This is a genomic window from Streptomyces lasiicapitis (genome assembly GCF_014646335.1).
In the GTDB taxonomy this organism is placed as follows: Bacteria; Actinomycetota; Actinomycetes; order Streptomycetales; family Streptomycetaceae; genus Streptomyces; species Streptomyces lasiicapitis.
Map to the genome: position 1 here is coordinate 450,997 of NZ_BMNG01000003.1, position 25,858 is coordinate 476,854.

The window sequence follows — 25,858 nt, forward strand, 5'->3', positions numbered from 1 at the left end:
TCACCTCCCGCTCTCGTCGAACTGCCCTCGTACAAAGTCGAGTTCGGACTGTGCCCGGTTCCGTTCCTCCGTGATCTCGGGGTCGTCGGGGAAGTGCGTGAGCGCGGCGGTCAGGCGCTCGGTGGCCTCCTCCAGGGTGGCGCGGGCGCCGGACAGGCTGCCCGAGCCCCAGCGTCGCAGGGCGAGGACGCGCAGCACGATACCGAGGCTGAGCTGGGCGCGGCGCTGGCGCGGGCTGAGCGCGACGGAGCGCCGCAGGTCCGCCGCGGACTCGTCGAGGGCGGGCTCCTCGCGGTTGGCCTCACCGATGCCGCGGTCGGCGAGGACGCGGGCCAACTGCCCGTCGAGGCGGGGCCGTTCGTTGGCGCCGATGACGGTGCGGGTCGTCTCCAGGGTGGCCACGGCCAGGCTGAGACGCCCGGCCCGGTACGCGTCTTTGGCGGCGGCGAGGGAGAGGGCGACGATGTCGGCCTGGGTGTGCCGGTAGCGCTCAAGGCGCCTGCTGTGCACGAGGGCACGGCGCCAGCAGGCGGCTGCGGCGTCGAAGTCGGGTCGGGGGGCGGTGAGTTCGTCCCGACCCAGGGTGACGCGGGCGTGCAGAGCCAGCTCACGAGCATCCCGAACGAGCCGCCGACGCCGGTCGGGGAGACCGGCATAGCCGGGGTTGAGCTCGTCGAAGCGGGGGCAGCTGGGGGCGCAGACTGGTTCGGGTGTTGGTGGCGGTGCGGATGCTGTGGCCGACCCCGACCCCGACCCCGACCCCGACCCCGACCCCGACCCCGACCCCGACCCCCTCCCCTCCTCGCCCGGCCCTCCGCCGCTCTCACCGGTCCCACCCGTGCAGCCCACACCGTCGCCCACCCCGCCCGCGCCCGATGCGCGACCCCGTGCGCGACAGTCGCGGCAACGGAGTTCATTGAGGGCGGCGAGTGCGTCGGCAGGCTGTCCGGCGTTCAACTGCAAGTGGGCGAAGCCGAGTTCGGAGAAGGGCTGGACGAGCGGGTGCCGTCCGGACTCGGTGGCCGCGGCGAACGTGCCGAATTCCCGGACCCGGCCGAGCGCGGCGATCCGCAGCGGCCCGCCGTGCAGGCGCCCGCGTCCCGGAGCCTCACGTTGCGAGGGCTCGCCCCGGTCGACCGGGAACCCGCCTGCCTCGGCGAGGAGCCGCGCGGCGTCGGCTTCGCGCTGGAGCAGCAGATCGGGCGCGATACGGCCGCCGCCGGTGCCTTCCTCGGGCAGCCGCCGCGTCACGGCGTCCCGCAGTCCGGTCCGTAGTTCGGGTACGAGGTCGGCGCCCGCCTCCACGCCGTACCGCCGCCCGGCCGTGTGCCGGACCCGCCCCCAGAAGAAGTCGTCGTGCAGCAGCGCACCCCAGGCGGCGATGGCCCGCTCCCAGGGCGCGGGAGTTTGAGGTAACGACGCTTCAGGAGCCGGGGAGTTGAGGAGGGCGATCGCGAGCGCGTGGGTGACGCGATGGTCGGCGGGGTCGTGCCGGGCAGCGGTGTCGAGCAACTCGACGGCGAGTTCGCGCCGCCCGCCGACGGCCAGCGTGGCACCGTACAACGCAGGGAAGCCCCCGTCCGCCAAGGCCGGGAAGCCCCCGGCCGCACCGTCGAGCTCCCAGGCGGCGCCGAACAACTCCGCGGCCCGCACCCAGTCGGCCCGGCCACCGAGCGCGGCCAGCCCGGCCTTGCGCAGCAGCCCGCCCACCAGACGTACGCCACTCCCGGGCGTAGCACCGTCATCCGCACCCCCAACCGGGCGTCCCACCCCCAAAACCGCCGCCACCCACCACCCCTCCGCATCCAGCACCCCACCCTGCCCCGCCGCCCGCAGGTCGGCCCGAGCCTGCCCCCACCACCCCAACTTCGCGCGTACGTAACCACGTTGGACAAGAGCCCGCAGGTGCGGAGCCGGGCAGGCGAGGGAACGGGTGAAGTAGCTGTCGGCGGCGGCGAGTTCGCCCTGGTGGGCCATGGCGCAGCCGAGCCAGAACAGGGGAGCGGAGCCGTCGGGCACCGCGTCGTGGGCGTGCTGGAACTCCGCGCGGGCGTCGTCGACGTCTCCGGAGGCCAGGTGCACGCGGCCCAGGCCCACATGGGCCCGCGCCGCGACCTCCGGAGCCGGAGCCAGAGACAGAGCGCGCCGAAAGCTCGCCTCGGCCGCGCCCCCGTCCCCCCGCCCCAGGGCCAACTCACCCTCGCCGCACACCGTCTCCGCGTCGGCGGCCGCCGACTCCCCTCGTGGCGCCACGTCTCACAAGCCCCCGATCAGCAGCCGGTGACGGGCGGCCGTCAGCCCGCGCCCTCTTGCCTGTCGACGGTCGCCGCGGCCTCGTCCAACTCGGAGCGCCAGCGGCCCAGTTGGCGATCGTAATGCAGAGGCCCCACCCGGAACTCCGTCAAGTCCAGACTCAGCAACTGCTCGTACGCCTCGGCGGGCAACTCCGGCTCAAGGACCACGCTGAGCCCGCTCCGGTCGTCCTGGAGCACCAGGGGGCGGGGCACCCCGCTCCCGCTGCCCGTCCCACGCCGCACCACACCCTTGAACGACACGTACGCGTCCCGCACGGCCTCCGCGCCCAAGCCGCTGAGGAAAGCCTGGAGCGGCAGCGAGGCCAGCATCAGCCAGGGGAGGTCGGCGGCGCCGCGGTGGCCGACGGCACGGCGCACGCGGGCGGTGCGGACGCCGAGTCCGTCGAGCGCCGCGACCAGGTCCTGCCCGAGGGCGTCGGGCGCCTCCTCGTCGAGCAGCAACTCCGCGCGCAGCGGCAGGGCGTCGGGCATGGGGGCGGGTTCTCCTTCCGGCGGCGGGTGCGGGTGCGGTCACAGGCGTGAGCCGGGGTCGGCAGCGCGTGCGGGCGGCGGTCCCCGACGGCCCGACCCCGGGACCCGCAGCTTAGAGCCGCCACCCACCCCCGCACCCGGAAACCGCGATCTCTCACTCACACCGGTGGTATGTATGCGAGATTTTTCCGGAATACGGGATTCATGGAACTTTCGGGCTGTCTCATCGGTCTTCTCAAGTGAAGTGAAGGATGAATCAGATCGGAACACGGGGGTGTTCAACCTTGACCGACATCCACACCGACATCGGCACCAGCAGCGGATTCCTCGCCGAGACCGAGACCGAGGCCACGACCGAGACACTCGGCGACGAAGCCCTCGCCGCCCCACACCGCCCCGGCGCCGTGGACGACCCCACCGCCCACGGATCCCGCGAACCCCGCGAACTCACCCCATTCGCCGCCCCTTTGACCGTCCCACCCCTCCTCCGCCCCGCCGGCGGCGACGTGCGCGAGGAGACGGAGATCGCCGTCCGCCCCGCCTGGGTGCGCCTGCACCCGCAGCTGCCGCCCACGCTGATGTGGGGGTACGACGGGTGCGTCCCGGGGCCCACCATCGAGGTGCGGCGCGGCGAGCGCGTGCGGATCGCGTGGACCAACCGGGTGCCCAGGGAAAGCGAGTTCCCGGTCACCGCTGTGGAGGCGCCCCGCACCTCGCCGCCGCCGAGCACCCGCCCGGGGCGCGAAGGCATCGAGCCGAACAAGGACGTGGCGGCCCTGCCCGCGTGGACGGTCACGCATCTGCACGGCGCGCAGACCGGCGGGGGCAACGACGGCTGGGCGGACAACGCGGTCGGCTTCGGCGACGCCCAGCTCTCCGAGTATCCGAACGACCACCAGGCGGTCCAGTGGTGGTATCACGACCACGCCATGAACATCACGCGGTGGAACGTGTACGCGGGGCTCTACGGTACGTACCTCGTCCGTGACGACGAGGAGGACGCGCTCCAACTCCCCTCCGGCAAGCGGGAGATCCCCCTGCTCCTCGCCGACCGGAACCTCGACACCGACGAGGACGGCCGCCTCACCGGCCGCCTCCTGCACAAGACGACGATCGTCGACCCGAAGAACCCGGAGACGGGCAAGCCGGTCTCGCTCCCCTTCACCGGCCCGTACACCACAGTCAACGGCCGCATCTGGCCGTACGCGGAGGTCGCCCCGGGCTGGTACCGCTTCCGCCTGGTCAATGCCTCGAACGCGCGGACGTACGACCTCGTCCTCGTCGACGAGGACAACGCACCCGTGCCGGGCGTGCTGCACCAGATCGGCAGCGACGGCGGCCTGCTGCCCCGGCCCGTCCCCGTCGGCTTCGACGCGGCCCTGCCCACCCTCACCGTCGCGCCCGCCGAGCGCTTCGACCTGCTCGTCGACTTCCGGTCACTCGCGGGCAAGCGGGTCCGCCTGGTCAACAAGGGTCCGAACGCGGCGCCCGGCGTGCCCGACCCGGCGGGCGACGTGCGCTATCCGCACGTGATGGAGTTCCGCGTCGGCAAGGGCGCCGGCGCCCGGGAGACCTTCCGGCTGCCGGAGGTCCTGTCCGGCTCCTTCCGGCCCATCGGGCACGGAGTGCCGCACGGCCACCGCCTCATCGTGCTCACACCGCCCGCCACCAAGGGCGCCGGCGGGCACCCGGAGATGTGGGAGATGGCCGAGGTGAAGGACCCGGGCAGCATCAAGGTCCCCACCGACGGCGTCATCCAGCTCCGCGGGCCCGACGGCGCCACGAAGACGTACCGAAGGACCGCCCGCACCTTCAACGACGGCCTGGGCTTCACCATCGGCGAGGGCGCGTACGAGCAGTGGAGCTTCCTCAACCTCGCCGTGAACCCGAACGTGACCCACCCGATGCACATCCACCTGGCCGACTTCCAACTCCTCGGCCGCGACACGTACGACGCCTCGGGCTTCGACGTGACCGTCGGCGGCACCCGCTCGCCCATCGCCCACGACCCGGCGAAGCCGATCCCCCTCGCGCCCAACGAGCGCGGCTGGAAGGACGTGTTCCGGGTGCCGGGCGGCCAGATGCTGCGCGTCATCGGCAGGTTCGACGGGGCGTACGGCCGCTTCATGTACCACTGCCATCTCCTGGAGCACGAGGACATGGGGATGATGCGGCCGTTCGTCGTGATGCCCAAGGAGGCGCTGAAGTTCGACCACGGGGGCGGGCACGGGGGCCACGACGGGCACGACAGCCACGACGGCGGTCACTGAACGGGAGGCCTCAGAGGCCGGGGCGGCGGGGGTCGCAGGGGCTCAGGCCGCCCGCACTCCCGCCGCCGCGTGCGCCACCGCCGCCCCGGCAAGTGCCCGCACGATCGCGTGCGGGCGCGAGCCGTCGCCGTACAGCTCCGGCTGGAAGAGCGTGGCCAGGAAGAAGGGATGGCCGGGAAGCTCGGCGACGCGCACCAGGCCCTCCTCGTCGGCGCCGGTGAAGCGCAGGCCGTGGGCCCGCAGCGTGTCGAGGTGGCCGGTGTCGCTCGGGCCGTAGTCGCAGTGGTAGCGCTCCAGGGTGCGGTCGGCGCCGAGCACCGACTCGGCGAGCGAACCCGGCGTCAGCGTCACCGTGCCCTCGTGGCCGACAAGGGAGCAGGCGAGCGGCGCGATCAGCAGGTCGTCGGCGCCCGGGTCGTTCTCGGCGTGCGCGACCGACGTCAGGCCGCAGACGTTCCGCGCGAACTCCAGGAGCGCGTGCTGGAAGCCGCCGCACGTGCCGAGGAACGGGATGCCGTCCTCGCGGGCCGTGCGGACCGCGGCCAGCGCGCCCGCCTCGCTGCGGTACGGGCTGCCGGGCAGCACCCACACCGCGTCGAAGCCGCGCACGGCGTCCGGCTCCTCGGCGTCCGGCGTCGATATCCAGTACGCGTCCAGGACCAGCCCGTCGCGCTCGGCCAGCGCCTCCAGGAGCAGCGGGATCCGGACGTGCGAGGTGACATTGGGGGAGCGGTCGCCGATGAGGGCGATGCGGGCGACGGGGGCCGACGGTTCGTTGTGGGCCCGGGTTCGGGAAGGGAATTCGCTCATGACGGCCATCCTCGACGGCCCTCCCCGTTCACGTCCAACGATGAAAACTGCACCCTCCATAAGTGATGCTGATGCCCGTCGGCGATCCTGATGCGCATGGATCCGCACCTCCTGCGTACGTACGTCGCCGTGGCCCGCCTCGCCTCGTTCTCCGCCGCCGCGCGCGAGCTCGGCTACACGCAGTCCGCCGTCTCCCAGCACATCGCCGCCCTGGAGCAGGACCTCGGCACCCCGCTCCTGGGCCGCCGCCCGGTCGCGCCCACCCGCGCGGGCGAGCGGCTCCTCGAACACGCGGGCCCGCTCCTGCTGCGGCTCGACGCGGCGCGCGCCGAGGTCACGGCCCTGGCGGGCGCCCCCGACGAAGGCCTCACGCTCGCCGCCACGCCCACGGCACTGACGCCCCGTACCCTCCGGGCGCTCCCGCCGACCGGCGTCACGCTGCGCGTGCTGCCCCGCGCGGACGTCCCCGAAGCCGTCGCGACGGGCGCCGCCCATCTGGGCCTCGTCGACGGACTCGCCGCGCCCAACGACCCGCTGCGCCTCGCCGACGTGGCCCCGCTCACCACCCGGGGCGCGGGCCAGGAGCCGGTCCGTGTCCTGCTGCCCGCCGGGCACCCGCTCGCCCGCCGCACCGGCCTGCGCCTGGGCGACCTCGCCGACGCCCGCTGGCTGGACGCGCCCGGCGCGGGCCTGCCCCTGCACCAACTGCGGGCCGCCCACGGCACCGGCGGCTTCCGCCCCGCCCTGCGCTACGAAGGCACCGACGTACGCACCCTCATCGGCCTCGCCGCCGCCGGGCACGGCCTCGTCCTGCTCCCGGAGTCGGCCGCCGCCGCGCCCGGCACCGGCACTGTCGCTGTACCGCTCACCGAGCCCCGCGTCGTACACCGCACCGAAGTTGTTCACACCGGCGAACTCCGCGGTGCGGCGGCCGCGTTCGCCGTACGCCTGGACATCACCCGTTCGTGAATCGTCGCGCGGGGTCACGCCGGGTAGGGCTGTGGCCGGAGGCGAGCCATGGAACAGACCGCGTTGCGTCCGAAGCCCATGCCGGGACACGAGTCGGGTCCCGGCCGTACACCCGCCAAGGCCCCCCGACGACCGCACGCCGCGCACCGCCGCGGCCGGCGCCTCGTCACCCTTCTCTTCGGCCTGTTCTGCGCGACGGTCCTGGTGCTCTCGGGCGTGGGCCTCGGCACGGTGGGCGCGAGCGTCATCGGGATGAGCAAGCTCGCGGAGATGCGGCGGCAGGCGGAGGAGCAGGGGGCCGCCCCGCCGGGCGGTCAGCCTCCAGCCCAGGGTCAGGCGCCGCCGGGAGCCGCCACGGAACCCGGCAAGGAGCACGGCAAGGACCCGGGCGCGGCCCCCGGCGCCGGGCAGCCCGACCAGAAGGCGTCCGCCGGCCAGGGTTCCGCGGCCGGTCAGGGCTCCGCGGCCGTGGCCGGAACGCGGGCCGCCCCCCGACCCGCCCTCGGCGTCGAAGCCGTCGACGCCCCCGGCGACAGAGGCGCCCTGATCGTCGGCGTGCACCAGCCGGGCCCCGGCCACGCGGCGGGACTCGTCCGCGGCGACGTGCTCGTCGCGTTCGGCGCCACCCGGCTGCGCTCGGCCACCGACCTGGCCAGGGCGGTCGCCGACTCCAGGGCGGGCAGGAACGTCACTTTGACGGTCCGTCATGCGAGCGGCACACGGCAGGTGTTGTCGGCGCGGCCGGGGCTGGTCACGTGACCGCGCGACGGCCCGCGACGGTGCCGACCGGCACCGGGTCGGCCCTCGTGCCACCCTGAAAACCGGGCCCGTCACACCACCCTGAAACCGGGCTCCTCACACCACCCTGAAATGCGTCATCAACCGCCGCTCGTCGTCCAGGACATGGAAGGCGAGCCCGACGGGGGCGTCCAGGTCGACCAGGCCCTCGCCCTCCCAGGGCAGCCGCAGCGTCGACACCACACCCGGCCCCACGATCAGCGGCCGCCCGGCGAACGTGGTCGCCGCCGGGGTGTGCGCGTGCCCGATGATCAGGCCCACGATCTCCGGGTGCCGCTCCACAAGGTCCGCCAGCGGTCCGGGCTGCCGCAACTGCCAGGTGTCCAGGCGCGGGTGGTGCATCGGGACGGGGTGGTGGTGGAAGGACAGGAGCACCGGCGTGGTGCCGCCGAGCGCGGCGAGCCGGTTCTCCGTCCAGGCGTACGTCTCCTCGTCGAGCAGCCCCTCGTCGCTGCCCGGCAGGCTGGAGTCCAGCATCAGGATCTCGGTGCCGCCGACGCGGTGGGTGCGGTTCACCGGCGCCTCGGAAGGGGAGTCCTCGCCGAGCAGCGCCGTACGGTAGGGGCCGCGCACGTCGTGGTTGCCGGGGCAGGTCAGGACCGGCCAGGGCGCGTCGGTGAACAGCAGGCGCGCGGCCTCCTTGTACTCGGCCTCCGCGCCGTGGTCGGCGATGTCACCGGTCACCATGAGCGCATCCAACGGCCCTGGCAGCGCCCGAAGATGGTGCATCACGCGCTCGGCCCGCTCCGTCGCCCGCGCCGTGCCGTCCAGGTGAAGGTCACTGATCTGTGCCAGTACCAGCATGTCGTACGCCCCTCCGCACCGAAGTGATCTTAATGGTTGAGGTGGATCCAAGCATTAGGTGGGCCGGTCGCGGAACGGCCAATCGCAAACCGGTGGCATGGAGAAGATCGGGCCGTCCATGATGGGCGCCATGCTGACCACGCTCATCGCCTTTCTCGGCGCCTGCACGCTGATCGCCGCCTCGCCGGGGCCGAGCACGGTCCTGATCATCAAGCAGTCGCTGCGGAGTCGGCGGGCCGGGTTCATGACGGTGCTCGGCAACGAGACCGGCATCTTCCTCTGGGGTCTCGCCGCCGCCTGCGGCCTGACCGCGCTTGTCGCGGCCTCGCAGTTGGCGTACGACATCATGCGCGTCGTCGGCGCCGTGGTGCTGCTCGCCTTCGGCGCCCAGACGCTGTGGAACGCGCGCAAGAAGAAGACGGGCGCCGACGAAGAAGACGCGCCGGTCAAGGCGCAGTCCTCGTGGGCGGCCTACCGGAGCGGCCTGCTGCTCAACCTCGCCAACCCCAAGGCCGCCGTCTTCGCGATGTCCTTCCTGCCGCAGTTCGTGCCGTCGGGGGCGCCCCAACTGCCGTTCATGATCGGCCTCGCCGCGCTGTGGGCCGTCTACGAAGTGGGCTACTACGGCCTGTACGTGTGGTTCGTCGGCCGCATGAAGGCGGTGCTTTCGCGGGCGGCGGTGCGGCGCAGGCTGGAGCAGGTGTCGGGCGGGGTGCTCGTGCTGTTGGGGGTGCGGCTCGCGGTGGAGGGCTGAGGGGGCGTCGGGCGACGCCCGCGGGACCGGGCCTCACCACCGGCACCGGGCCTCACCACCGGCACCGGGATACCCGCTCGCGGTGCAAGGGTCCGCCGTGCAGGATGCTGGGGGAGATCCCGCACCCGGCCCAGCCGGTACCGCAAGCCCAGGAGGCCCGATGACCGTCACACCCGCGCCGTTCACCGCCGACGACTACCGCGCCCGCATGGACCGCGCCGCGCGCGCCGCGGCCGACGCGGGGCTCGCCGGAGTGCTCGTGGCGCCCGGACCCGACCTGGTGTGGCTGACCGGCTATCACGTGCCCGCCGACACCGAGCGGCTCACCCTGCTCGTCATCGCGCCCGGTCAGGACCCGGTCCTGGTCGTGCCCAAGCTGGAGGCGCCGGACGCCGAGCGCGCGGCGGGCGCGTCCGCGCTGACCCTGCGGGACTGGACGGACGGCGTGGACCCCTACGGCGTCACCGCGCCCCTCCTTGACGCGCGCGGCCGCTTCGGGGTGAGCGACAACGCCTGGGCGCTCCATCTCCTCGGCCTGCAGCGGCAGTTGCCCGACACCTCGTACGCCGCCCTCACCGACGCCCTGCCGATGCTGCGCGCCGTGAAGGACGCCGCCGAGCTGGAGCGGCTCGCCGCGGCCGGTGCCGCCGCCGATGCGACGTACGAGGAAATCCAGAAGGTGCCCTTCGCGGGCCGCAAGGAGACCGACGTCGCCGGTGATCTCGCGGACCTGCTGCGGCGGTTCGGGCACGAGCAGGTGGACTTCACGGTCGTCGGCTCGGGACCCAACGGCGCCAGCCCGCACCACGAGGCCGGCGACCGCGTCATCGAGCGCGGGGACATGGTGGTCCTCGACTTCGGCGGCCTCAAGCACGGCTACGGCTCGGACACCTCCCGCACCGTGCACGTCGGCGAACCCTCGGCCGAGGAGCAGCGCGTCCACGACGTGGTGCGCGAGGCCCAGGACGCCGCCTGCCGCGCGGTCGAGCCCGGCATCGCCTGCCAGGACGTCGACCGGGTGGCGCGCGCAGTGATCACCGAGGCCGGGTACGGCGAGTACTTCATCCACCGCACCGGCCACGGCATCGGCGTCACCACGCACGAGCCGCCCTACATGATCGAGGGCGAACAGCAGCCGCTCGTACCGGGAATGTGCTTCTCCGTGGAGCCCGGCATCTATCTGCCCGGCCGCTTCGGAGTGCGCATCGAGGACATCGTCACGGTCACGGAGGACGGCGGACGCCGCTTCAACACCACCGCGCGCGAGCTGGCGATCGTCGACTGAGCCGGGTGCCCGGACACGACCGGGCACCCGGGCAGTGCGTCAGCCGTGCGGCCGCTCGTCCGTGAAGTGCGCAAGGAGGTCGTACGGATACGGCAGCGGCCGCGCGCTCGCCTCCGTCAGGCGGCCCTGCTGCTCCGCGGTCAGCTCCCAGCCCGCCGCGCCCAGGTTGTCGGTGAGCTGTGCCACCGAGCGCGCGCCCACGATCGGCGCGGTCACGCCCGGCCGCTGGAGCAGCCAGCGCAGCGCGACCTGCGCGGGCGTGCGGCCCGTCTCCGCGGCGACGGCGGCCACGGCGTCCACCACCCGCCAGGTCTCCTCGGTGGCCCGCTCCTCCCAGGCGCCGCTGCCCCGCGCGCCCTCGGGCGGCGCGTCCATGCCGCGCCGGAACTTGCCCGAGAGCCAGCCCGCCTGGAGCGGGCTGTAGGGGATGACCCCGACGCCCTCGGCGGCGCTGAGCGGCAGCAGCTCCCACTCGGCCTCGCGCGCGAGGAGGTTGTAGCGGGGCTGGAGGCAGACGTACGGCTCCCAGCCGCGCGAGCGGGACAGGTCGAGGGCCTTCTGGAGCTGGGCCGGGGAGACGTTGCTGGTGCCGAGGTAGCGGACCTTGCCCGCGCGGACCAGGCCGTCCAGCGTGGACAGGGTCTCCTCCAGCGGTGTACGGACGTCCCACACGTGCGTCTGGTAGAGGTCGATGTAGTCGGTGCCCAGGCGGCGCAGGCTCGCGTCGACCGCCGACAGGATGTGCTTGCGGCTCAGGCCGCGGGCGTTGGGGCTCTCGCCCATCGGCAGGAACACCTTCGTGGCGATCACGAGGTCGTCGCGGCGGCGGCCCTTGAGCCAGCGCCCGAGCACCTCCTCCGAGACTCCGCCGCCGTACACGTCCGCCGTGTCGATGAACGTGCCGCCCGCCGCCGTGAACGCGTCCAGCATGCGGTGCGCCGTCGCCTCGTCCGCGCCGCCCTCGCCGCCGCCGAACATCATGGCGCCGAAGCACAGTTCACTCACCCGCAGCCCGGTCCCGCCCAGGTACCGCTGTTCCATGCGATCTCCTCCTGTGTCCCGGCGCAGACTAAAAGTTGAAGTCCCCTTGAAGTCAAGGGTCCGCGCGACGCCGGCACGCTCCTACGCGAGCGCGAGCACCGCGCACGACTCCGGCGGCAGCCGCAGCACCCCGTCCGCCCCCGGCGCGTCCACCGGATCCCACGCGGCGAGCACGCGCGCGTGCGGCGCGCCCAGCGGGATCGCCGCTGCCTCGCCGGACAGGTTCACGGCGATCCGCAGGTCCCCGCGCCGCACCGCGAACCAGCCCGCCGCCTCGTCGTACGCGACGCGCACCGCCGCCAGATCGGGGTCCGTCAGGTCCGCGCGGGTGCGGCGGAGCGCGATCAGGTCGCGGTACCAGGCGAGCACGCGCGCGTGCGGCTCGCGTTCCGGCTCCGACCAGTCGAGGCAGGAACGCTCGCGGGTCTTCGGGTCCTGCGGGTCCGGCACGTGCTCAATATGCCGCTGCCGCGGCGTGGGCTCCTCCGTCCAGCCGTGCGCGGCGAACTCCCGCCGTCTGCCCCGGCGTACGGCCTCCGCGAGCTCCGGGTCGGTGTGGTCGGTGAAGAACTGCCAGGGCGTGCCGGCCGCCCACTCCTCGCCCATGAACAGCATCGGCGTGAACGGCCCGGTGAGCGTGAGCGCCGCCCCGCACGCGAGCAGTCCGGACGAGAGCGATGCGGAAAGCCGGTCTCCTTGCGCGCGGTTGCCGATCTGGTCGTGCGTCTGCGCGTAGCCGAGCAGGCGGTACGCGGGGGTGCGCGCGCGGTCGACGGGGCGCCCGTGGCCGCGGCCGCGGAAGCTGGAGAACGTACCGTCGTGGAAGAAGCCGCAGGTCAGGGTCTTGGCGAGCGCCGCGAGGGGGCGGGCGGCGAAGTCCGCGTAGTAGCCCTGGGACTCGCCGGTGAGGACGGTGTGCAGGGCGTGGTGGAAGTCGTCGTTCCACTGCGCGTACAGGCCGAGTCCGCCGCCCGCGCGCGGGGTGATCAGGCGGGGGTCGTTGAGGTCGGACTCGGCGATCAGGCCGAGCGGCCTGTCGACCTCGGCCGAGAGCCCGTCCACGGCTGCCGCCAGTTCCTCCAGGAAGTGCCGCGCGCGCGTGTCCCGCAGCGCGTGCACGGCGTCGAGCCGGAGCCCGTCGATCCGGTAGTCCCGCAGCCAGCCGAGGGCGCTGCCGAGGAGGTACGCGCGCACCTCGTCCGAGCCGGGCGCGTCCAGGTTCACGGCGGCGCCCCACGGCGTGTGGTGGGTGTCCGTGAAGTACGGCCCGAACGCGGGCAGATGGTTGCCGGACGGGCCGAGGTGGTTGTGCACCACGTCGAGGACGACGCCGAGCCCGTGCCCGTGCGCCGCGTCGACGAACCGCTTCAGCGCCTCAGGGCCGCCGTACGGCTCGTGCACCGCCCACAGCGACACGCCCTCGTACCCCCAGCCGTGCCGCCCGGGGAACGGACACAGCGGCATCAACTCGACGTGCGTGACGCCGAGTTCGGCGAGGTGTCCGAGGCGCCCGGCGGCCGCGTCCAGGGTGCCCTCGGGGGTGTACGTGCCCACGTGCAGCTCGTAGAGCACGGCGTCCCGCAGCCCGCGCCCGGCCCACGGCGCCCGCCACGCGTACCGCTCGTGGTCGACGACCGCGCTCAGGCCGTCGGGGCCGTCAGGCTGCCGGGGCGAGCGCGGGTCCGGCAGCACCGCCCCGCCGTCCACGGCGAAGCCGTAGCGCGTGCCGTCGGCCCCCTCCGCCTCGGCCGCCCACCACTCGGGGCGCTCGGCGTCGCGCGCCATCGCGTGCGTGGCCCTGGCGGCACCCGCGCCCCCCTCAAGGACCAGATCCATCCGTTCGGCGCGCGGCGCCCACACCTCGAACCTCACTGTCAGCCCCTCGTCCGTCGTTTCGTCCATGGTGCGCCAGACGTGATCGCGGCGGAGGGGTTCGGCGTTTTCCGGAGAGCCGGCGTCGGCCGCATTCGGTCACGCTCCGTGATCCCTCGACCGCCGGTCCTGCGGGGCGCGCGGCGTGCGGGCGGGGGATGATGGTGCCGGGGAAGGCGGGGGGACGACGGAGCCGAGGGGGCAACTTCAGGACGGTACGGCGATGAAAAGCCATGGAACAGCCGCAAACGGGGTCGTCGAGAGCCGCTCGGTGTTCGGCGCGCCCTGTTGGGTCAGTCTGTCCACGCGTGATCTGCCGGCCGCGGAGGAGTTCTACCACGCCGTGCTCGGCTGGGAGTGGCGCGCGGGCAAGCTGGGCGACCAGTACAGATTCGCGAGCGTGAACGGTGTGCCGGTCGCCGGTCTCTCCGCCGTGGAGGCCATGGGCATGACGGCCGTCGCGTGGACGCCGTTCTTCGCCGTGAGCGGCGCCGACGAGACCGTGTCCCGCAGCCAGGAGCGCGGCGGGACCACCGCCGTCGGGCCGATCTCGTTCCCGCCGGGCCGCGCGGCCCTCCTCGCCGACCGCGACGGAGCGGTCTTCGGCATCTGGGAGGGCGAGCTGGTGTCCGGCTGGGAGGAGTGGCGGCGCGCGGCACCCGTCTTCGTGAGCCTGCACACCCGGCACGCCTTCGAGGCGGCCATCTTCTACGGCGAGGTACTCGGCTGGGAGTCCGCCGAGTCGGACTGCTGCAAGGTCGACTACGAGAACGACGAGGTCGTGCTGCGCAGCCGGGGCGACGTCGTGGCCCGCATCCACTCGGGCGCGGTCGAGGAGGCGCCCGACCCGTCGGTCAGGCCGCGCTGGCAGATCCACTTCGCGGTCGCAGACGTCGCAACCTGTGTCAGTGCGGCGCGCGCCCACGGAGGCAGCGCCCGGTACACCGACGAGGGCATGCAGGAGGCGGTCCTGAGCGATCCGGACGGGGCACGCTTCTTCGTGAGTACGAGGCCCGCGGCTTAGCTGCTCGCGAGGCCCGCGGCTTGGCTGCTCGCTGAACGGGCGGGCCGGGACAGCAGACTGGGCCGGGACAACAGCAGCAGGCTGTGCGGCCCGACGGCGACCTCGCCATCCGCCTTGTGCTCCGTCTCGTCCGCCCGCCCCCGCGGATCAGCCGTGTCGATCCGGGTCGACCACCGCTCCCCGTACGCGCCGTCCGGCAGACGGAAGACGACCGCCTCCCGGTAGCTGTTCAACAGGAGCAGGAAGGAGTCGTCCACCACGGTCCTGCCGTGGAAGTCGGGTTCCGCGATGGCGTCGCCGTTGAGGAACACACCGACGGCGTGGGCGTCCGGCCGCAGCCAGTCCTCGTCCGTCATCTCGCGGGCGTCGGGCCGCAGCCACACCAGGTCGGGCAGCGGCTGGCTCTCGTGCGTCGGCGTCTCGCCGCGGAAGAAGCGGCGCCGACGCAGCACCGGATGCGCGGCGCGCAGCGCGATGGCGCGCCGCGTGAAGTCGACGAGGTCGCGCCGCTCCTCGTCGAGGTCCCAGTCGACCCAGGAGAGCTCGCTGTCCTGGCAGTAGGCGTTGTTGTTGCCGTGCTGCGTGCGCCCCAGCTCGTCGCCGTGCGCGAGCATCGGGATGCCCTGCGACAGCATGAGGGTGGCGAGGAAGTTGCGCTGCTGGCGCCCGCGGAGCTCGAGGACGCCCTGGTCGGTGGTGGGCCCTTCCGCGCCGCAGTTCCACGACCGGTTGTCGTTCTCGCCGTCCTGATTGCCCTCGCCGTTGGCCTCGTTGCGCTTGGCCTCGTACGACACCAGGTCGCGCAGCGTGAAACCGTCGTGGGCGGTGACGAAGTTGACGCTGGCGCGCGGGCGGCGCCGATCGTGCTGGTAGAGGTCGGACGACCCGGTGAGCCGGGAGGCGAACTCGGCGAGCGAACGGTCCGCGCCGCGCCAGAAGTCCCGTACGGAATCGCGGTACTTGCCGTTCCACTCCGACCACAGCGGCGGGAAGTTGCCGACCTGGTAGCCCCCGTCGCCGACGTCCCACGGCTCGGCGATGAGCTTGACGCGGCCGACCACCGGGTCCTGCTGCACCAGGTCGAAGAACGCCGAGAGCCGGTCCACGTCGTGGAACTGCCGCGCGAGCGTCGCCGCCAGGTCGAAGCGGAACCCGTCGACGTGCATCTCCGTGACCCAGTACCGCAGCGAGTCCATGACCAGTTGCAGCACGTTCGGGTGGCGCATCAGCAGGCTGTTGCCGGTGCCCGTGGTGTCGAAGTAGCGGGCGGGATCGTCTTCGGAGAGGCGGTAGTACGAGGCGTTGTCGATGCCGCGGAAGGCGAGGGTCGGTCCGTGCTCGTTGCCCTCCGCCGTGTGGTTGTAGACCACGTCCAGGATCACTTCGAGCCCGGCCGCGTGCAGCGCCCTGACCATCGACTTGAACTCGGTGACCTGCTCGCCGCGGCCGCCGTGCGCGGCGTAGGCGTGGTGCGGGGCGAAGAAGCCGATGGAGGTGTAGCCCCAGTAGTTGGTCAGGCCGCGGTCGCGCAGGAAGCCGTCCTGCACGTACTGGTGCACCGGCATCAGCTCGACGGCGGTCACGCCGAGCGACGTGAGGTGGTCGATGACCGGCTCGGTCGCCAGGCCCGCGTACGTGCCCCGCAGTTCGGGCGGGACCTCCGGGTGCCCGCGGGTCAGGCCCCGCACATGCGCTTCGTAGATCACGGTCTCGGCGTACGGCCGCCGGGGCGGAAGGTCGCCCTCCCAGCGGAAGGACGGGTCGGTCACCACCGAGAGCAGGGCGTGCGCGGCACTGTCGGCCGGGTCGGGCCCGTGCGCCGCCCGCTCGAACAGCGACGGGTCGTCGGCTGCGCCGTCTGCGTCGGCTGCGTTGCCCGGCTGCCCCTCGATCGCCCTGGCGTACGGGTCGAGCAGCAGCTTCGCGGGATTGCACCGGTGGCCCGCCGCCGGGTCCCAGGGGCCGTGCACCCGGTAGCCGTAGCGCTGCCCCGGCCCGACCCCCGGCAGGTAGCAGTGCCAGACGAAGCCGTCGACCTCCGAGAGCGTCACGTCCTGATGCGTGCCGTCGTCGTGCACGAGCACCAGGTCGACGCGTTCGGCGACCTCGCTGAACAGGGCGAAGTTCGTTCCCTCGCCGTCGAAGGTGGCGCCCAGGGGGGAGGGACATCCGGTCCAGGTGCGCAAGCGAATGCCTCCGTACGGATGGGGCGTTGGGCCTCGACCGCCCGTTTGGCCTGTTCGGCCCGTTCAGCCCTACGTGCCCGCGTCGGTCCACGCCGCCAGCGCGGCCGCGCCCTGCTCTCGCGGCACCTGCTGCGCCTCGCGCAGGCTGGGCGCGGGCGTCGCGGGGGCCAGTCGGGCGTACTCGGGGGCCCGCGCGCGGCACGAGAACCAGATGATCTTGCCGTGGGTCGCCGGGCAGCTTCCCCAACCGTCGCTCAGCGCGGCGATCTGCGCCAGGCAGCCCTGCGGCTCGTAGTGCCGTCGGGGCAGGTCGCGGTCGTTGTCCGACACGGCGGTGATGAGGTGCTGCCCGTTCCACCACATCTCGACGGAGGTCTCCTTGTCCGTGCCGTGCTCCTCGATCGCGCGGAGCAGCACACAGGTGCAGTGGCTGACGTGTTCGACGAGGATCCCCAGCCCCCAGTGCCGCAGATGCGCGGCCAGAATGCGCCTGACCTGCTCGATCCGCTCCGGCGTTATCTCCACGTCGAGGTGGTAGTAGCAGGGGATCGCGGGCTTCATCGCTCGTGGCTCCTCTCGGCGAGGCTCCCGCTCCACCCGGCCCCGCGGGCCGGGTCCCGAACACAAAGCGTGAGCGCTGATCGCTCCTGAGTCAGTAACAGAGTGAAAGCGCTACTCCATTCGCGCAACACGAGCGGGCGGGGCTCGTGCGGGATCTGGGGCGGGAGGGGTCGTTGAAACCCCAACAGGACGCTGCGTGGTCGACCGTGCACGATGAGTCGGGAAGGTCGGCCGACGGCAGCCGTCGGTTCCTCCGCGTGTGCGGCGGTTTCGCGCCAGACCGGTGCTCCGCGCGCGCTTCCCGAAGAGCGAGAAGGTGACCAGCGTGGTGCTGTTGCCTGCCAAAGCCGAGGTCGCACGGCAGCTCGACCAATACCGGGCCTGGGAAAGGCTGTTGGTCGCCGATCCCGCCGACCGGGCCGTGCGCATGCACTTCGAGAACACCGCGTACCCCCTGTGCGTCCTGATGGGTGAGAGCACGGCGCGGGCCGCCGCCGACACGGCCGAGCGCTACCTCCGCCCGCGCACCACGCGCAGGCCGCGGCCCGCGCCGCGCGCTGTGCGGTCTTCCCCCGACGTGCGGCCGACCCCCGACCCCCGGGGTTCCCGCCATGCCTGACCTGCCTGCCATACCTGGCATACCCGTCCTGGACGTCCACCCCGTCGTCGACCGCGGCCGCCGCCCGGCCAAGGCGGTCCCCGGCGAGACCTTCCAGATCACGGCCACGGTCTTCGGCGAGGGCCACGGAGTGGTCGGCGCCAACGTCGTACTGCTCGGCCCCGGCGGCCGTATCGGCCCCTGGACGCCGATGCGTGAACTGTCCCCCGGGAGCGACCGCTGGGCCGCCGAGGTCACACCGGACGCCGAGGGGCGCTGGACGTACACCGTGGAGGCCTGGGCGGACCCCATGACGGAGTGGCGCCGCGCGGCCGAGATCAAGGTCCCGGCCGGCCTCGACGCCGGACTGATGCTGGAGGAAGGCGCGCTGCTCCACGAGCGCGCGGCCTCCGGCGTGCCGGACGGCCCGGCCCGGCAGACCCTGCTGGCCGCCGCGGACGCCTTGCAGGACGAGCGGCGCTCACCGACCGCCCGCCTTGCGGCCGCGCTGACGCCCGGGGCGGACGCGGTGCTCGCGCGGTACCCGCTGCGGGAGCGGATCACGCGCTCGGACGCCTTCCCGCTGCGGGTGGAGCGCGGGCGGGCGCTGTTCGGTTCCTGGTACGAGTTCTTCCCGCGCTCGGAGGGGGCGGTGGTGCGGGAGGGGGAGCGGCCGGTGTCGGGTACGTTCCGTACGGCCGCCCGGCGGCTCCCCGCGATCGCGGACATGGGTTTCGACGTGGTGTACCTGCCGCCGATCCACCCCATCGGCACGACTTTCCGCAAGGGCCCGAACAACTCGCTGTCGGCGGGGCCCGAGGATGTGGGCGTGCCGTGGGCGATCGGCTCGCCCGAGGGCGGCCACGATGCCGTGCACCCCGATTTGGGCACCCTGGACGACTTCGACGCGTTCGTGCGCGAGGCCGAACGCCTGGGCATGGAGGTGGCCCTGGATTTCGCGCTCCAGTGCTCGCCGGACCACCCGTGGGTGGACAAGCGCCCGGAGTGGTTCAGTCACCGGGCGGACGGTTCGATCGCGTACGCGGAGAACCCGCCGAAGAAGTACCAGGACATCTACCCCCTGGCCTTCGACCGGGACATGCCGGGCCTGGTGGCCGAGACCATCCGCCTGCTGCGGTTCTGGATGGACCACGGCGTACGCGTCTTCCGCGTCGACAACCCCCACACCAAACCCGTCGCCTTCTGGGACCAGGTGATCGCGGAGGTCAACGCCGCCGACCCCGACGTCCTCTTCCTGGCCGAGGCCTTCACCAGGCCGCCGATCATGCGGGCCCTGGCGCAGGCCGGCTTCCACCAGTCGTACACGTACTTCACCTGGCGCAACACGAAGGACGAACTCACCGAGTATCTAGAGGAGTTGACGACCGAGACGGCGCACTGTCTCCGCCCCAACTTCTTCGTGAACACGCCGGACATCCTCCCCGGGTACCTCCAGCAGGGCGGGCCCCCGGCCTTCGCGGTGCGGGCCGTGCTCGCCGCCACCCTCGCGCCGAGTTGGGGCATGTACGCCGGGTTCGAGCTGTGCGAGAACACCCCGGTCGCGCCGGGCAGCGAGGAGTACCTGGACTCGGAGAAGTACCAACTGCGGCCGCGCGACTGGGCGATGGCCGAGCGCGAGGGCCGCACCCTCGCGCCGCTCATCACCAAGCTCAACGCGGTCAGGCGCGCCCACCGGTCCCTGCGGCAGCTCAGGAACCTCCACTTCCACCGTGCCGACAACGACGAGGTCATCGTCTACAGCAAGCGCGCTGGCCGCGACACGGTCCTGATGGTCGTGAACCTGGATCCGCACCACGTCCAAGAGGCCACGGTCACCTTGGACATGCCGCAGCTCGGCCTCGGCCCGGACGAGTCGGTGCCGGTGCGTGACGAGCTGACCGGCGAGACCTACCACTGGGGCAGGTCCAACTATGTGCGTCTCGATCCGGGCCGGGCGCCCGCGCACGTACTGGTCCTGCGACCGTCCTCACCGCTGATCGGAGGGTCACCCACATGATCTTCAACGAGCCCGTCCAGGACACCTTCGAGGACACCCCCGCCCGGGACCGCGACCCCGACTGGTTCAAACGCGCCGTCTTCTACGAAGTCCTGGTCCGCTCCTTCCAGGACAGCAACGGCGACGGCATCGGCGACCTCAAGGGCCTGACCGCCAAACTGGACTACCTGCAATGGCTCGGCGTCGACTGCCTGTGGCTGCCCCCCTTCTTCAAATCCCCCCTCCGCGACGGCGGTTACGACGTCTCCGACTACACCGCCGTCCTGCCCGAGTTCGGCGACCTCGCCGACTTCGTGGAGTTCGTCGACTGCGCGCACCAGCGCGGCATGCGCGTGATCATCGACTTCGTCATGAACCACACCAGCGACCAGCACCCCTGGTTCCAGGCATCCCGCGCCGACCCCCACGGCCCGTACGGCGACTACTACGTCTGGGCCGACGACGACAAGCAGTACAGCGACGCCCGCATCATCTTCGTCGACACCGAAGCCTCCAACTGGACCTTCGACCCCGTCCGCAAGCAGTACTACTGGCACCGCTTCTTCTCCCACCAACCCGACCTCAATTACGAGAGTCCGGCCGTCCAGGAAGAAGTCCTCGCCGCCCTCCGCTTCTGGCTCGACTTGGGCGTGGACGGTTACAGGCTGGACGCGGTCCCTTACCTCTACGCCGAAGAGGGCACGGACTGCGAGAACCTCCCGGCCTCGCACGCCTTCCTCAAGCGGGTGCGCAAGGAAATCGACGCGCATTACCCGGACACGGTTCTCCTTGCGGAGGCGAATCAGTGGCCGGAGGATGTCGTCGACTACTTCGGTGATTTCGCCGAGGGCGGCGACGAATGTCACATGGCGTTCCACTTCCCCGTGATGCCGCGCATCTTCATGGCCGTACGCCGTGAATCGCGCTACCCGGTCTCGGAAATCCTGGCCAAGACCCCCGCCATCCCCTCGGGCTGCCAGTGGGGCATCTTCCTGCGCAACCACGACGAACTCACCCTGGAGATGGTCACCGACGAAGAACGCGACTACATGTACGCGGAATACGCCAAAGACCCCCGCATGCGCGCCAACATCGGCATCCGCCGCCGCCTGGCCACCCTCCTGGACAACGACCGCAACCAGATCGAACTCTTCACCGCCCTGCTCCTGTCCCTCCCCGGCAGCCCGATCCTCTACTACGGCGACGAGATCGGCATGGGCGACAACATCTGGCTCGGCGACCGCGACGCCGTCCGCACCCCCATGCAGTGGACCCCCGACCGCAACGCAGGCTTCTCCTCCTGCGACCCCGGACGCCTCTACCTCCCCGCCATCATGGACCCCGTCTACGGCTACCAGGTCACCAACGTCGAAGCCGCCATGTCCTCACCCTCATCCCTGCTCCACTGGACCCGGCGAATGGTCCAAATCCGCAAACAGAACCCGGCGTTCGGCCTCGGTACCTATACCGAACTCCCGTCCACCAACCCCGCGGTCATCGCCTTTCTCCGTGAACACGGTGACGACCTCGTCCTGTGCGTCCACAACTTCTCCCGCTTCGCCCAGCCCACCGAACTCGACCTCCAGGCCTTCAACGGCCGCCACCCCGTCGAACTCGTCGGCGGAGTCCGCTTCCCCGCCATCGGCGAACTCCCTTACCTGCTGACCCTCGCAGGGCACGGCTTCTACTGGTTCCGGCTGGCTCCGCTGAAGGGACCCGTCGCATGCTGAAGACCGCGTCTCATTCGCAACCCAATTCGCAACCCAATTCGCAACCCAATTCGCAATCCGATTCGCGACCGGATCCGCACGGCGGCCTCAGCCCTTCCCTGCTGATGACGTCGCTGGCCGCGCCACTTCGGGAGTGGCTGCCGCGGCAGCGCTGGTTCGCGGGCAAGGGCAGGCCGCTCACGGATCTGTCCGTGGTGTCGATGACCGAGCTGCACCCGGGCTGCCTGCACCTGCTGCTGCGCACCGGGCACGCCGGATCGCCCGAGCACTGCTATCAGCTGGTCCTCGGCGTGCGCGAGGAACTGCCGCCCCGGCTCCAGCACGCCGTCATCGGCCGGCCCAGCGCGGGCCCGCTCGCGGGACTCAGTGTGTACGACGCCCTCCTGGACCCGCGGTCGGCGGGGCTGCTCCTGGAGCGCCTGCGGGTCCCGGGCGCGGCCGGGCCCCTGCGTTTCGAGCGCGACGCGCACACTGAGATTCCCGCCGGGCTCGCGCCCCGTCTCCTCGACGGCGAGCAGTCCAACACCTCGCTGGTGTACGGGGATTCCTTCATCCTGAAGCTCTTCCGCCGCATCCAGTACGGCATCAACCCGGACCTGGAGGTCCCGTGGGCGCTGGCCGGTGCGGGCTGCGCGCGCGTGCCCGCGCCCGTGGCCTGGTTCTGGACCACCGAACCGCGCAGGACGACGCTCGGCGTGCTCCAGCCGTTCCTGCGCGGGGCCACGGACGGCTGGACCCTGGCGCTGCGGTCCCTCGCGGCGGGCGAGGACTTCGGAGACGAGTCGTACGAACTGGGGCGCGCCACCGCCGAAGTGCACCTGGCCCTCGCCGAGGTCTTCGCGCCGGGCCCGCCGGACCGGCGCGGCGACGGGCGGCTCGCCGCCGCGATGACCGGACGCCTGGAGTCCGCGGCGCGGCAGGTACCGGCACTCGCGCCGTACGTGTCCCGGCTGCGGGCCGCGTACGACGACGCGGCGGTCAGCGGACCGGACCGGCCCGCCCAGCGGATACACGGCGATCTGCACCTGGGGCAGGTCCTGCGGGCCGGAAACCGGTGGTTCGTCATCGACTTCGAGGGCGAACCGGCCCGCCCGCTCGCCGAACGGCGCCGGGTCCAGGCCCCCGTGCGCGATGTCGCGGGCATGCTCCGCTCCTTCGACTACGCGGCACACGCGAGGCGCCCCTGGCAGCCCGACTGGGCGGGGCGCTGCCGCGAGGCCTATTGCGCGGGCTACGCCGCCGAGGCGGCCTGGGACCCGCGCGCGGAGGCCGCCCTCCTGCGCGCCCACGAGACGGACCGGGCCGTGTACGAGGCGCTGTACGAGGCCAGGCACCGCCCCGACTGGCTGCCCGTGCCCATGGCGGCGCTCGCCCGCCTCGCGGCGGAAGCCTGACGCACCGGGGCCGACGCCCACTCCCTTCACCCCCCACCCGGCCAGAGGAGAGCTGAACTTCGTGGTCACCGTCGAAACGTCCGCTCCCGACCCCGTGCTCGCCCTGGACGGCCTTGCTGCCGAGGACCGGCGGCGCCTCCTCTCGGGCACGCACCACGACCCGCACGCCCTGCTCGGCGCGCATCCCGTGCCCGGCGGTGTCGCCTTCCTGGCCCTGCGCCCATACGCACAGGCGGTGGAGCTTGTGGTCGACGGCTGGGACGTGCCGCTCGACGACATCGGCGACGGCTTCTTCGCGGGTGCCCTGCCGCTCGCGTCGGTCCCCGCGTACGCGCTGCGAGTGACGTACGACGGCCGCGACACCGAACTCCAGGACCCGTACCGCTTCCTGCCCGCCCTCGGCGCACTCGACCTGCACCTGATCGGCGAGGGACGCCACGAGGAGCTGTGGCGGGCGCTGGGAGCCCACCCGATGACCCACCAGGGCGTGACCGGCACCCGCTTCACCGTGTGGGCGCCCAACGCCAGGGGAGTGCGGGTGTGCGGCGACTTCTGCCACTGGGACGGCACCGCCCACCCCATGCGCTCCCTCGGCTCCACCGGCGTCTGGGAACTCTTCGTCCCCGGCATCGGCGAAGGCGCCCGCTACAAGTTCGACATCACCCGCCCCGACGGCACCCGCACCCTGCGCGCGGATCCGATGGCCCGCCGCACGGAGGCACCACCGGCGACCGCGTCCGTCGTCGATGCCTCGGACCACGAGTGGGGGGACGGGGAGTGGATGCGGCGGCGTGGTGACGTACCCGTTCATGAGGCGCCGTTCTCCGTGTACGAGGTCCATCTCGCGTCGTGGCGTCCCGGCCTCACCTACCGTCAGCTCGCCGATCAACTTCCTGCTTACGTGGCCGACTTGGGCTTCACGCACGTGGAGCTGATGCCGGTCGCCGAGCACCCCTTCGGCGGGTCCTGGGGCTACCAGGTCACCGGCTTCTACGCGCCCACCGCCCGCCTCGGCACCCCCGACGACTTCAAGCACCTCGTCGACGCCCTGCACCGGGCCGGCATCGGCGTGATCGTCGACTGGGTTCCGGCCCACTTCCCCAAGGACGACTGGGCGCTGGCGGCTTTCGACGGCACCCCCCTCTACGAGCCGAGCGACCCCCGGCGTGCCGAGCACCCCGACTGGGGGACCCTCACCTTCGACTACGGGCGGAAGGAGGTACGCAACTTCCTTGTCGCCAACGCCAGTTACTGGTGCGAGGAGTTCCACATCGACGGGCTGCGGGTGGACGCCGTCGCCTCGATGCTCTACCTCGACTACTCGCGCGAGGACGGTCGGTGGTCACCCAACGAGCACGGCGGACGGGAGAACCTGGACGCGGTGGCGTTCCTCCAGGAGATGAACGCCACCGTCTACCGACGCTGCCCCGGCGTCGTCACCATCGCCGAGGAATCCACTGCCTGGGACGGCGTCACCCGGGCCACCCACCACACCGGACCAGGCGCCGAAGGGAGTCCAGTACGCGGGGGCCTCGGCTTCGGGCTGAAGTGGAACATGGGCTGGTCGCACGACTCCCTGGAGTACATCCGGCACGAACCCGTGCACCGCCAGTACCACCACGGCGAGCTGACCTTCGCCATGGTCTACGCGTACAGCGAGAACTATCTCCTGCCGCTCTCCCACGACGAAGTCGTGCACGGCAAGGGTGCGTTGGTGTCGAAGATGCCCGGCGACTGGTGGCAGCGGCGGGCCAACCACCGGGCCTACCTCGGGTTCATGTGGGCGCACCCCGGCAAGCAACTCCTCTTCATGGGGCAGGAGTTCGCGCAGGGCGCCGAGTGGTCGCAGGAGCGCGGCCTCGACTGGGGGCTCCTGGACGACTCCTGTCCGGCGCAGGGGGACCACCGGGGCGTACGGCTGCTGGTGCGGGACCTCAACCACCTCTACCGGGCCGCGCCCGCCCTCTGGGAGCAGGACACCGCACCGGACGGATTCGCCTGGATCACGGCGGACGCCGCGCAGGACAACGTGCTGGCGTTCCTGCGGTACGCCAAGGACGGTGCTCCGCTGCTCGCGGTGTCCCACTTCTCGCCGGTGGTCCGTCACGACTACCCGCTCGCGATACCGGGGGCGGCCGGAACGGGGGAGCCCGTCGGTGCCTGGCGGGAGGTCCTCAACACCGACTCCGCCCGTTACGGCGGCGGCGACATCCGCAACCCCGGCCCGCTGAGGCCCGAGCCCGACCCCGCCCACGACCGGCCGGACCACCTGCGTCTGACGCTGCCTCCGCTGGCCACGGTGTGGCTGCGCCCGGAGTGAGCCTGCGCGAGGGCGGAGCGTGCCCGGGGCGTGAGGCGGGGCTTTCTGGACACCCGGGCCGACCTGGCCGACAATTGTGGGCGTGACCTCGCCTTCCTCGCCGTCCTCCGAGTTCGACACGAACGCGGCACGGCTCACCGACGCCGAGCGCGAGCGGGCCCTGGACGTGCTCAGGGAGGGCGCGGCGCTCGGCCGCCTGTCGCACGACACCTTCGTACGCCGCATGGAGCTGGCCCTCGCGGCCCGGCGGCGCGACGAACTGGCCGCGCTCACCGCCGACCTGCGCACGGAGGGCCGCTGGCAGCGGGTGGTGCTCGGCACGGTCGGCGCGGTCTCCGGGTTCACGGTGAAGCTGCGCAGGGCCTGGCAGTCCGAGCGGCTGCCGAAGCTGCTGCTTCCTGCGCCCGGCCAGTTCCCGCTGCGCATCGGCCGCGATCCGGCGAACGGCCTGCGGCTCAGCCACGACACAGTCTCGCGCGTGCACGCCGAGCTGAGCCTGCAGGGTGGCATGTGGGTGCTGCGCGACCTCGGCTCGACCAACGGCACGTCGGTGAACGGCCGCAGGGTGATCGGCGCGGCCGTGGTGCAGGCGGGCGACCAGGTGTCGTTCGGGCAGGTCGCGTTCTGCCTGGCGGCTTCCTGAGGGCAGTGCCGGAAGGC

At 72.4% G+C, this 25,858-nt stretch carries 20 protein-coding genes; 12 read left to right on the forward strand and 8 right to left on the reverse strand.

Going from position 1 to position 25,858, the window contains the following annotated elements; genetic code table 11:
* Entirely contained in the window at positions 1-2,253 is a 2,253-nt protein-coding gene (locus IEY91_RS07545; RefSeq protein WP_189173320.1) for a tetratricopeptide repeat protein, read from the reverse strand.
* A gap of 41 nt (positions 2,254-2,294) precedes the next feature.
* On the reverse strand, positions 2,295-2,786 hold the full coding sequence (locus IEY91_RS07550) for a hypothetical protein (RefSeq protein WP_189173321.1): 492 nt from the start codon (positions 2,784-2,786) through the stop codon (positions 2,295-2,297).
* 404 nt (positions 2,787-3,190) lie between these two features.
* Between IEY91_RS07550 and phsA the strand changes: the two genes are divergently transcribed.
* Positions 3,191-5,056, forward strand: a complete 1,866-nt coding sequence (gene phsA / locus IEY91_RS07555) for an O-aminophenol oxidase PhsA (protein ID WP_189173481.1) — start codon at positions 3,191-3,193, stop codon at positions 5,054-5,056.
* Between the two features lie 42 nt (positions 5,057-5,098).
* Here the strand turns inward: phsA and IEY91_RS07560 are convergent, their stop codons facing one another.
* Positions 5,099-5,866 carry a CTP synthase C-terminal region-related (seleno)protein gene (locus tag IEY91_RS07560; RefSeq protein ID WP_229696771.1) on the reverse strand — a complete coding sequence of 256 codons (768 nt, stop codon included), beginning with the start codon at positions 5,864-5,866 and terminating at the stop codon, positions 5,099-5,101.
* 96 nt (positions 5,867-5,962) lie between these two features.
* Here IEY91_RS07560 and IEY91_RS07565 point away from each other — a divergent pair, with 96 nt between their 5' ends.
* Positions 5,963-6,835: a LysR family transcriptional regulator gene (locus IEY91_RS07565; protein ID WP_189173323.1), complete on the forward strand. Its 873-nt coding sequence runs from the start codon at positions 5,963-5,965 to the stop codon at positions 6,833-6,835.
* A 48-nt stretch (positions 6,836-6,883) separates the two neighbouring features.
* Positions 6,884-7,594 carry a PDZ domain-containing protein gene (locus IEY91_RS07570; RefSeq protein WP_189173324.1) on the forward strand — a complete coding sequence of 237 codons (711 nt, stop codon included), beginning with the start codon at positions 6,884-6,886 and terminating at the stop codon, positions 7,592-7,594.
* Between the two features lie 96 nt (positions 7,595-7,690).
* On the opposite strand, the gene IEY91_RS07575 is transcribed toward IEY91_RS07570, so the two are convergent.
* Positions 7,691-8,437: a metallophosphoesterase gene (locus tag IEY91_RS07575; protein WP_189173325.1), complete on the reverse strand. Its 747-nt coding sequence runs from the start codon at positions 8,435-8,437 to the stop codon at positions 7,691-7,693.
* A 130-nt stretch (positions 8,438-8,567) separates the two neighbouring features.
* Between IEY91_RS07575 and IEY91_RS07580 the strand changes: the two genes are divergently transcribed.
* Positions 8,568-9,191, forward strand: a complete 624-nt coding sequence (locus tag IEY91_RS07580; RefSeq protein ID WP_164328101.1) for a LysE family translocator — start codon at positions 8,568-8,570, stop codon at positions 9,189-9,191.
* Between the two features lie 160 nt (positions 9,192-9,351).
* The gene (locus IEY91_RS07585) at positions 9,352-10,476 is read left to right on the forward strand and encodes an aminopeptidase P family protein (protein WP_189173326.1); all 1,125 of its coding nucleotides are present in this window, start codon (positions 9,352-9,354) and stop codon (positions 10,474-10,476) included.
* Positions 10,477-10,515: 39 nt separating this feature from the next.
* Here IEY91_RS07585 and IEY91_RS07590 read toward each other — a convergent pair whose 3' ends face one another.
* A complete protein-coding gene (locus tag IEY91_RS07590; RefSeq protein WP_189173327.1) occupies positions 10,516-11,517 on the reverse strand; it encodes an aldo/keto reductase in 1,002 nt (333 codons plus the stop codon).
* 81 nt (positions 11,518-11,598) lie between these two features.
* Positions 11,599-13,389: a malto-oligosyltrehalose trehalohydrolase gene (gene treZ, locus IEY91_RS07595; protein WP_189173482.1), complete on the reverse strand. Its 1,791-nt coding sequence runs from the start codon at positions 13,387-13,389 to the stop codon at positions 11,599-11,601.
* 223 nt (positions 13,390-13,612) lie between these two features.
* Between treZ and IEY91_RS07600 the strand changes: the two genes are divergently transcribed.
* A complete protein-coding gene (locus IEY91_RS07600; RefSeq protein WP_189173328.1) occupies positions 13,613-14,413 on the forward strand; it encodes a VOC family protein in 801 nt (266 codons plus the stop codon).
* On the opposite strand, the gene glgX is transcribed toward IEY91_RS07600, so the two are convergent.
* Positions 14,410-16,599: a glycogen debranching protein GlgX gene (glgX, locus tag IEY91_RS07605; protein ID WP_189173329.1), complete on the reverse strand. Its 2,190-nt coding sequence runs from the start codon at positions 16,597-16,599 to the stop codon at positions 14,410-14,412. The genes IEY91_RS07600 and glgX overlap by 4 nt on opposite strands.
* A gap of 69 nt (positions 16,600-16,668) precedes the next feature.
* On the reverse strand, positions 16,669-17,160 hold the full coding sequence (locus IEY91_RS07610) for a pep a2 (protein ID WP_189173330.1): 492 nt from the start codon (positions 17,158-17,160) through the stop codon (positions 16,669-16,671).
* A gap of 328 nt (positions 17,161-17,488) precedes the next feature.
* On the opposite strand from IEY91_RS07610, the gene IEY91_RS07615 reads away from it, so the two are divergent.
* The 6 genes from IEY91_RS07615 (at position 17,489) to IEY91_RS07635 (ending at position 25,841) form a co-directional block, all read left to right on the forward strand.
* Complete coding sequence (locus IEY91_RS07615) at positions 17,489-17,779, forward strand: DUF5133 domain-containing protein (RefSeq protein ID WP_189173483.1); 291 nt, start codon at positions 17,489-17,491, stop codon at positions 17,777-17,779.
* Entirely contained in the window at positions 17,772-19,775 is a 2,004-nt protein-coding gene (locus IEY91_RS07620; protein WP_189173331.1) for an alpha-1,4-glucan--maltose-1-phosphate maltosyltransferase, read from the forward strand. Before IEY91_RS07615 ends, IEY91_RS07620 begins: the two co-directional genes overlap by 8 nt.
* Positions 19,772-21,484, forward strand: coding sequence for a maltose alpha-D-glucosyltransferase (treS, locus tag IEY91_RS07625; protein ID WP_189173332.1), 1,713 nt, complete (start codon positions 19,772-19,774; stop codon positions 21,482-21,484). Before IEY91_RS07620 ends, treS begins: the two co-directional genes overlap by 4 nt.
* A gap of 104 nt (positions 21,485-21,588) precedes the next feature.
* Entirely contained in the window at positions 21,589-22,878 is a 1,290-nt protein-coding gene (locus IEY91_RS41640; RefSeq protein WP_229696772.1) for a maltokinase N-terminal cap-like domain-containing protein, read from the forward strand.
* A 61-nt stretch (positions 22,879-22,939) separates the two neighbouring features.
* Positions 22,940-25,198 carry a 1,4-alpha-glucan branching enzyme gene (gene glgB, locus IEY91_RS07630; protein WP_306309867.1) on the forward strand — a complete coding sequence of 753 codons (2,259 nt, stop codon included), beginning with the start codon at positions 22,940-22,942 and terminating at the stop codon, positions 25,196-25,198.
* 76 nt (positions 25,199-25,274) lie between these two features.
* Positions 25,275-25,841 (forward strand): FHA domain-containing protein, encoded by a 567-nt coding sequence (locus tag IEY91_RS07635; protein ID WP_189173334.1) that lies wholly within the window; start codon positions 25,275-25,277, stop codon positions 25,839-25,841.
* Positions 25,842-25,858 lie beyond the last annotated feature (17 nt).

What these genes read in the sequence shown, in the direction of transcription:
- IEY91_RS07550 (WP_189173321.1), bottom strand. Translation starts at nt 2,786, where the DNA reads ATGCCCGACGCCCTGCCGCTGCGCGCGGAGTTGCTGCTCGACGAGGAG.
- IEY91_RS07560 (WP_229696771.1), bottom strand. Translation starts at nt 5,866, where the DNA reads ATGAGCGAATTCCCTTCCCGAACCCGGGCCCACAACGAACCGTCGGCC.
- IEY91_RS07565 (WP_189173323.1), top strand. Translation starts at nt 5,963, where the DNA reads ATGGATCCGCACCTCCTGCGTACGTACGTCGCCGTGGCCCGCCTCGCC.
- IEY91_RS07570 (WP_189173324.1), top strand. Translation starts at nt 6,884, where the DNA reads ATGGAACAGACCGCGTTGCGTCCGAAGCCCATGCCGGGACACGAGTCG.
- IEY91_RS07575 (WP_189173325.1), bottom strand. Translation starts at nt 8,437, where the DNA reads ATGCTGGTACTGGCACAGATCAGTGACCTTCACCTGGACGGCACGGCG.
- IEY91_RS07580 (WP_164328101.1), top strand. Translation starts at nt 8,568, where the DNA reads ATGCTGACCACGCTCATCGCCTTTCTCGGCGCCTGCACGCTGATCGCC.
- IEY91_RS07585 (WP_189173326.1), top strand. Translation starts at nt 9,352, where the DNA reads ATGACCGTCACACCCGCGCCGTTCACCGCCGACGACTACCGCGCCCGC.
- IEY91_RS07590 (WP_189173327.1), bottom strand. Translation starts at nt 11,517, where the DNA reads ATGGAACAGCGGTACCTGGGCGGGACCGGGCTGCGGGTGAGTGAACTG.
- IEY91_RS07600 (WP_189173328.1), top strand. Translation starts at nt 13,613, where the DNA reads ATGAAAAGCCATGGAACAGCCGCAAACGGGGTCGTCGAGAGCCGCTCG.
- IEY91_RS07610 (WP_189173330.1), bottom strand. Translation starts at nt 17,160, where the DNA reads ATGAAGCCCGCGATCCCCTGCTACTACCACCTCGACGTGGAGATAACG.
- IEY91_RS07620 (WP_189173331.1), top strand. Translation starts at nt 17,772, where the DNA reads ATGCCTGACCTGCCTGCCATACCTGGCATACCCGTCCTGGACGTCCAC.
- treS (WP_189173332.1), top strand. Translation starts at nt 19,772, where the DNA reads ATGATCTTCAACGAGCCCGTCCAGGACACCTTCGAGGACACCCCCGCC.
- IEY91_RS41640 (WP_229696772.1), top strand. Translation starts at nt 21,589, where the DNA reads ATGACGTCGCTGGCCGCGCCACTTCGGGAGTGGCTGCCGCGGCAGCGC.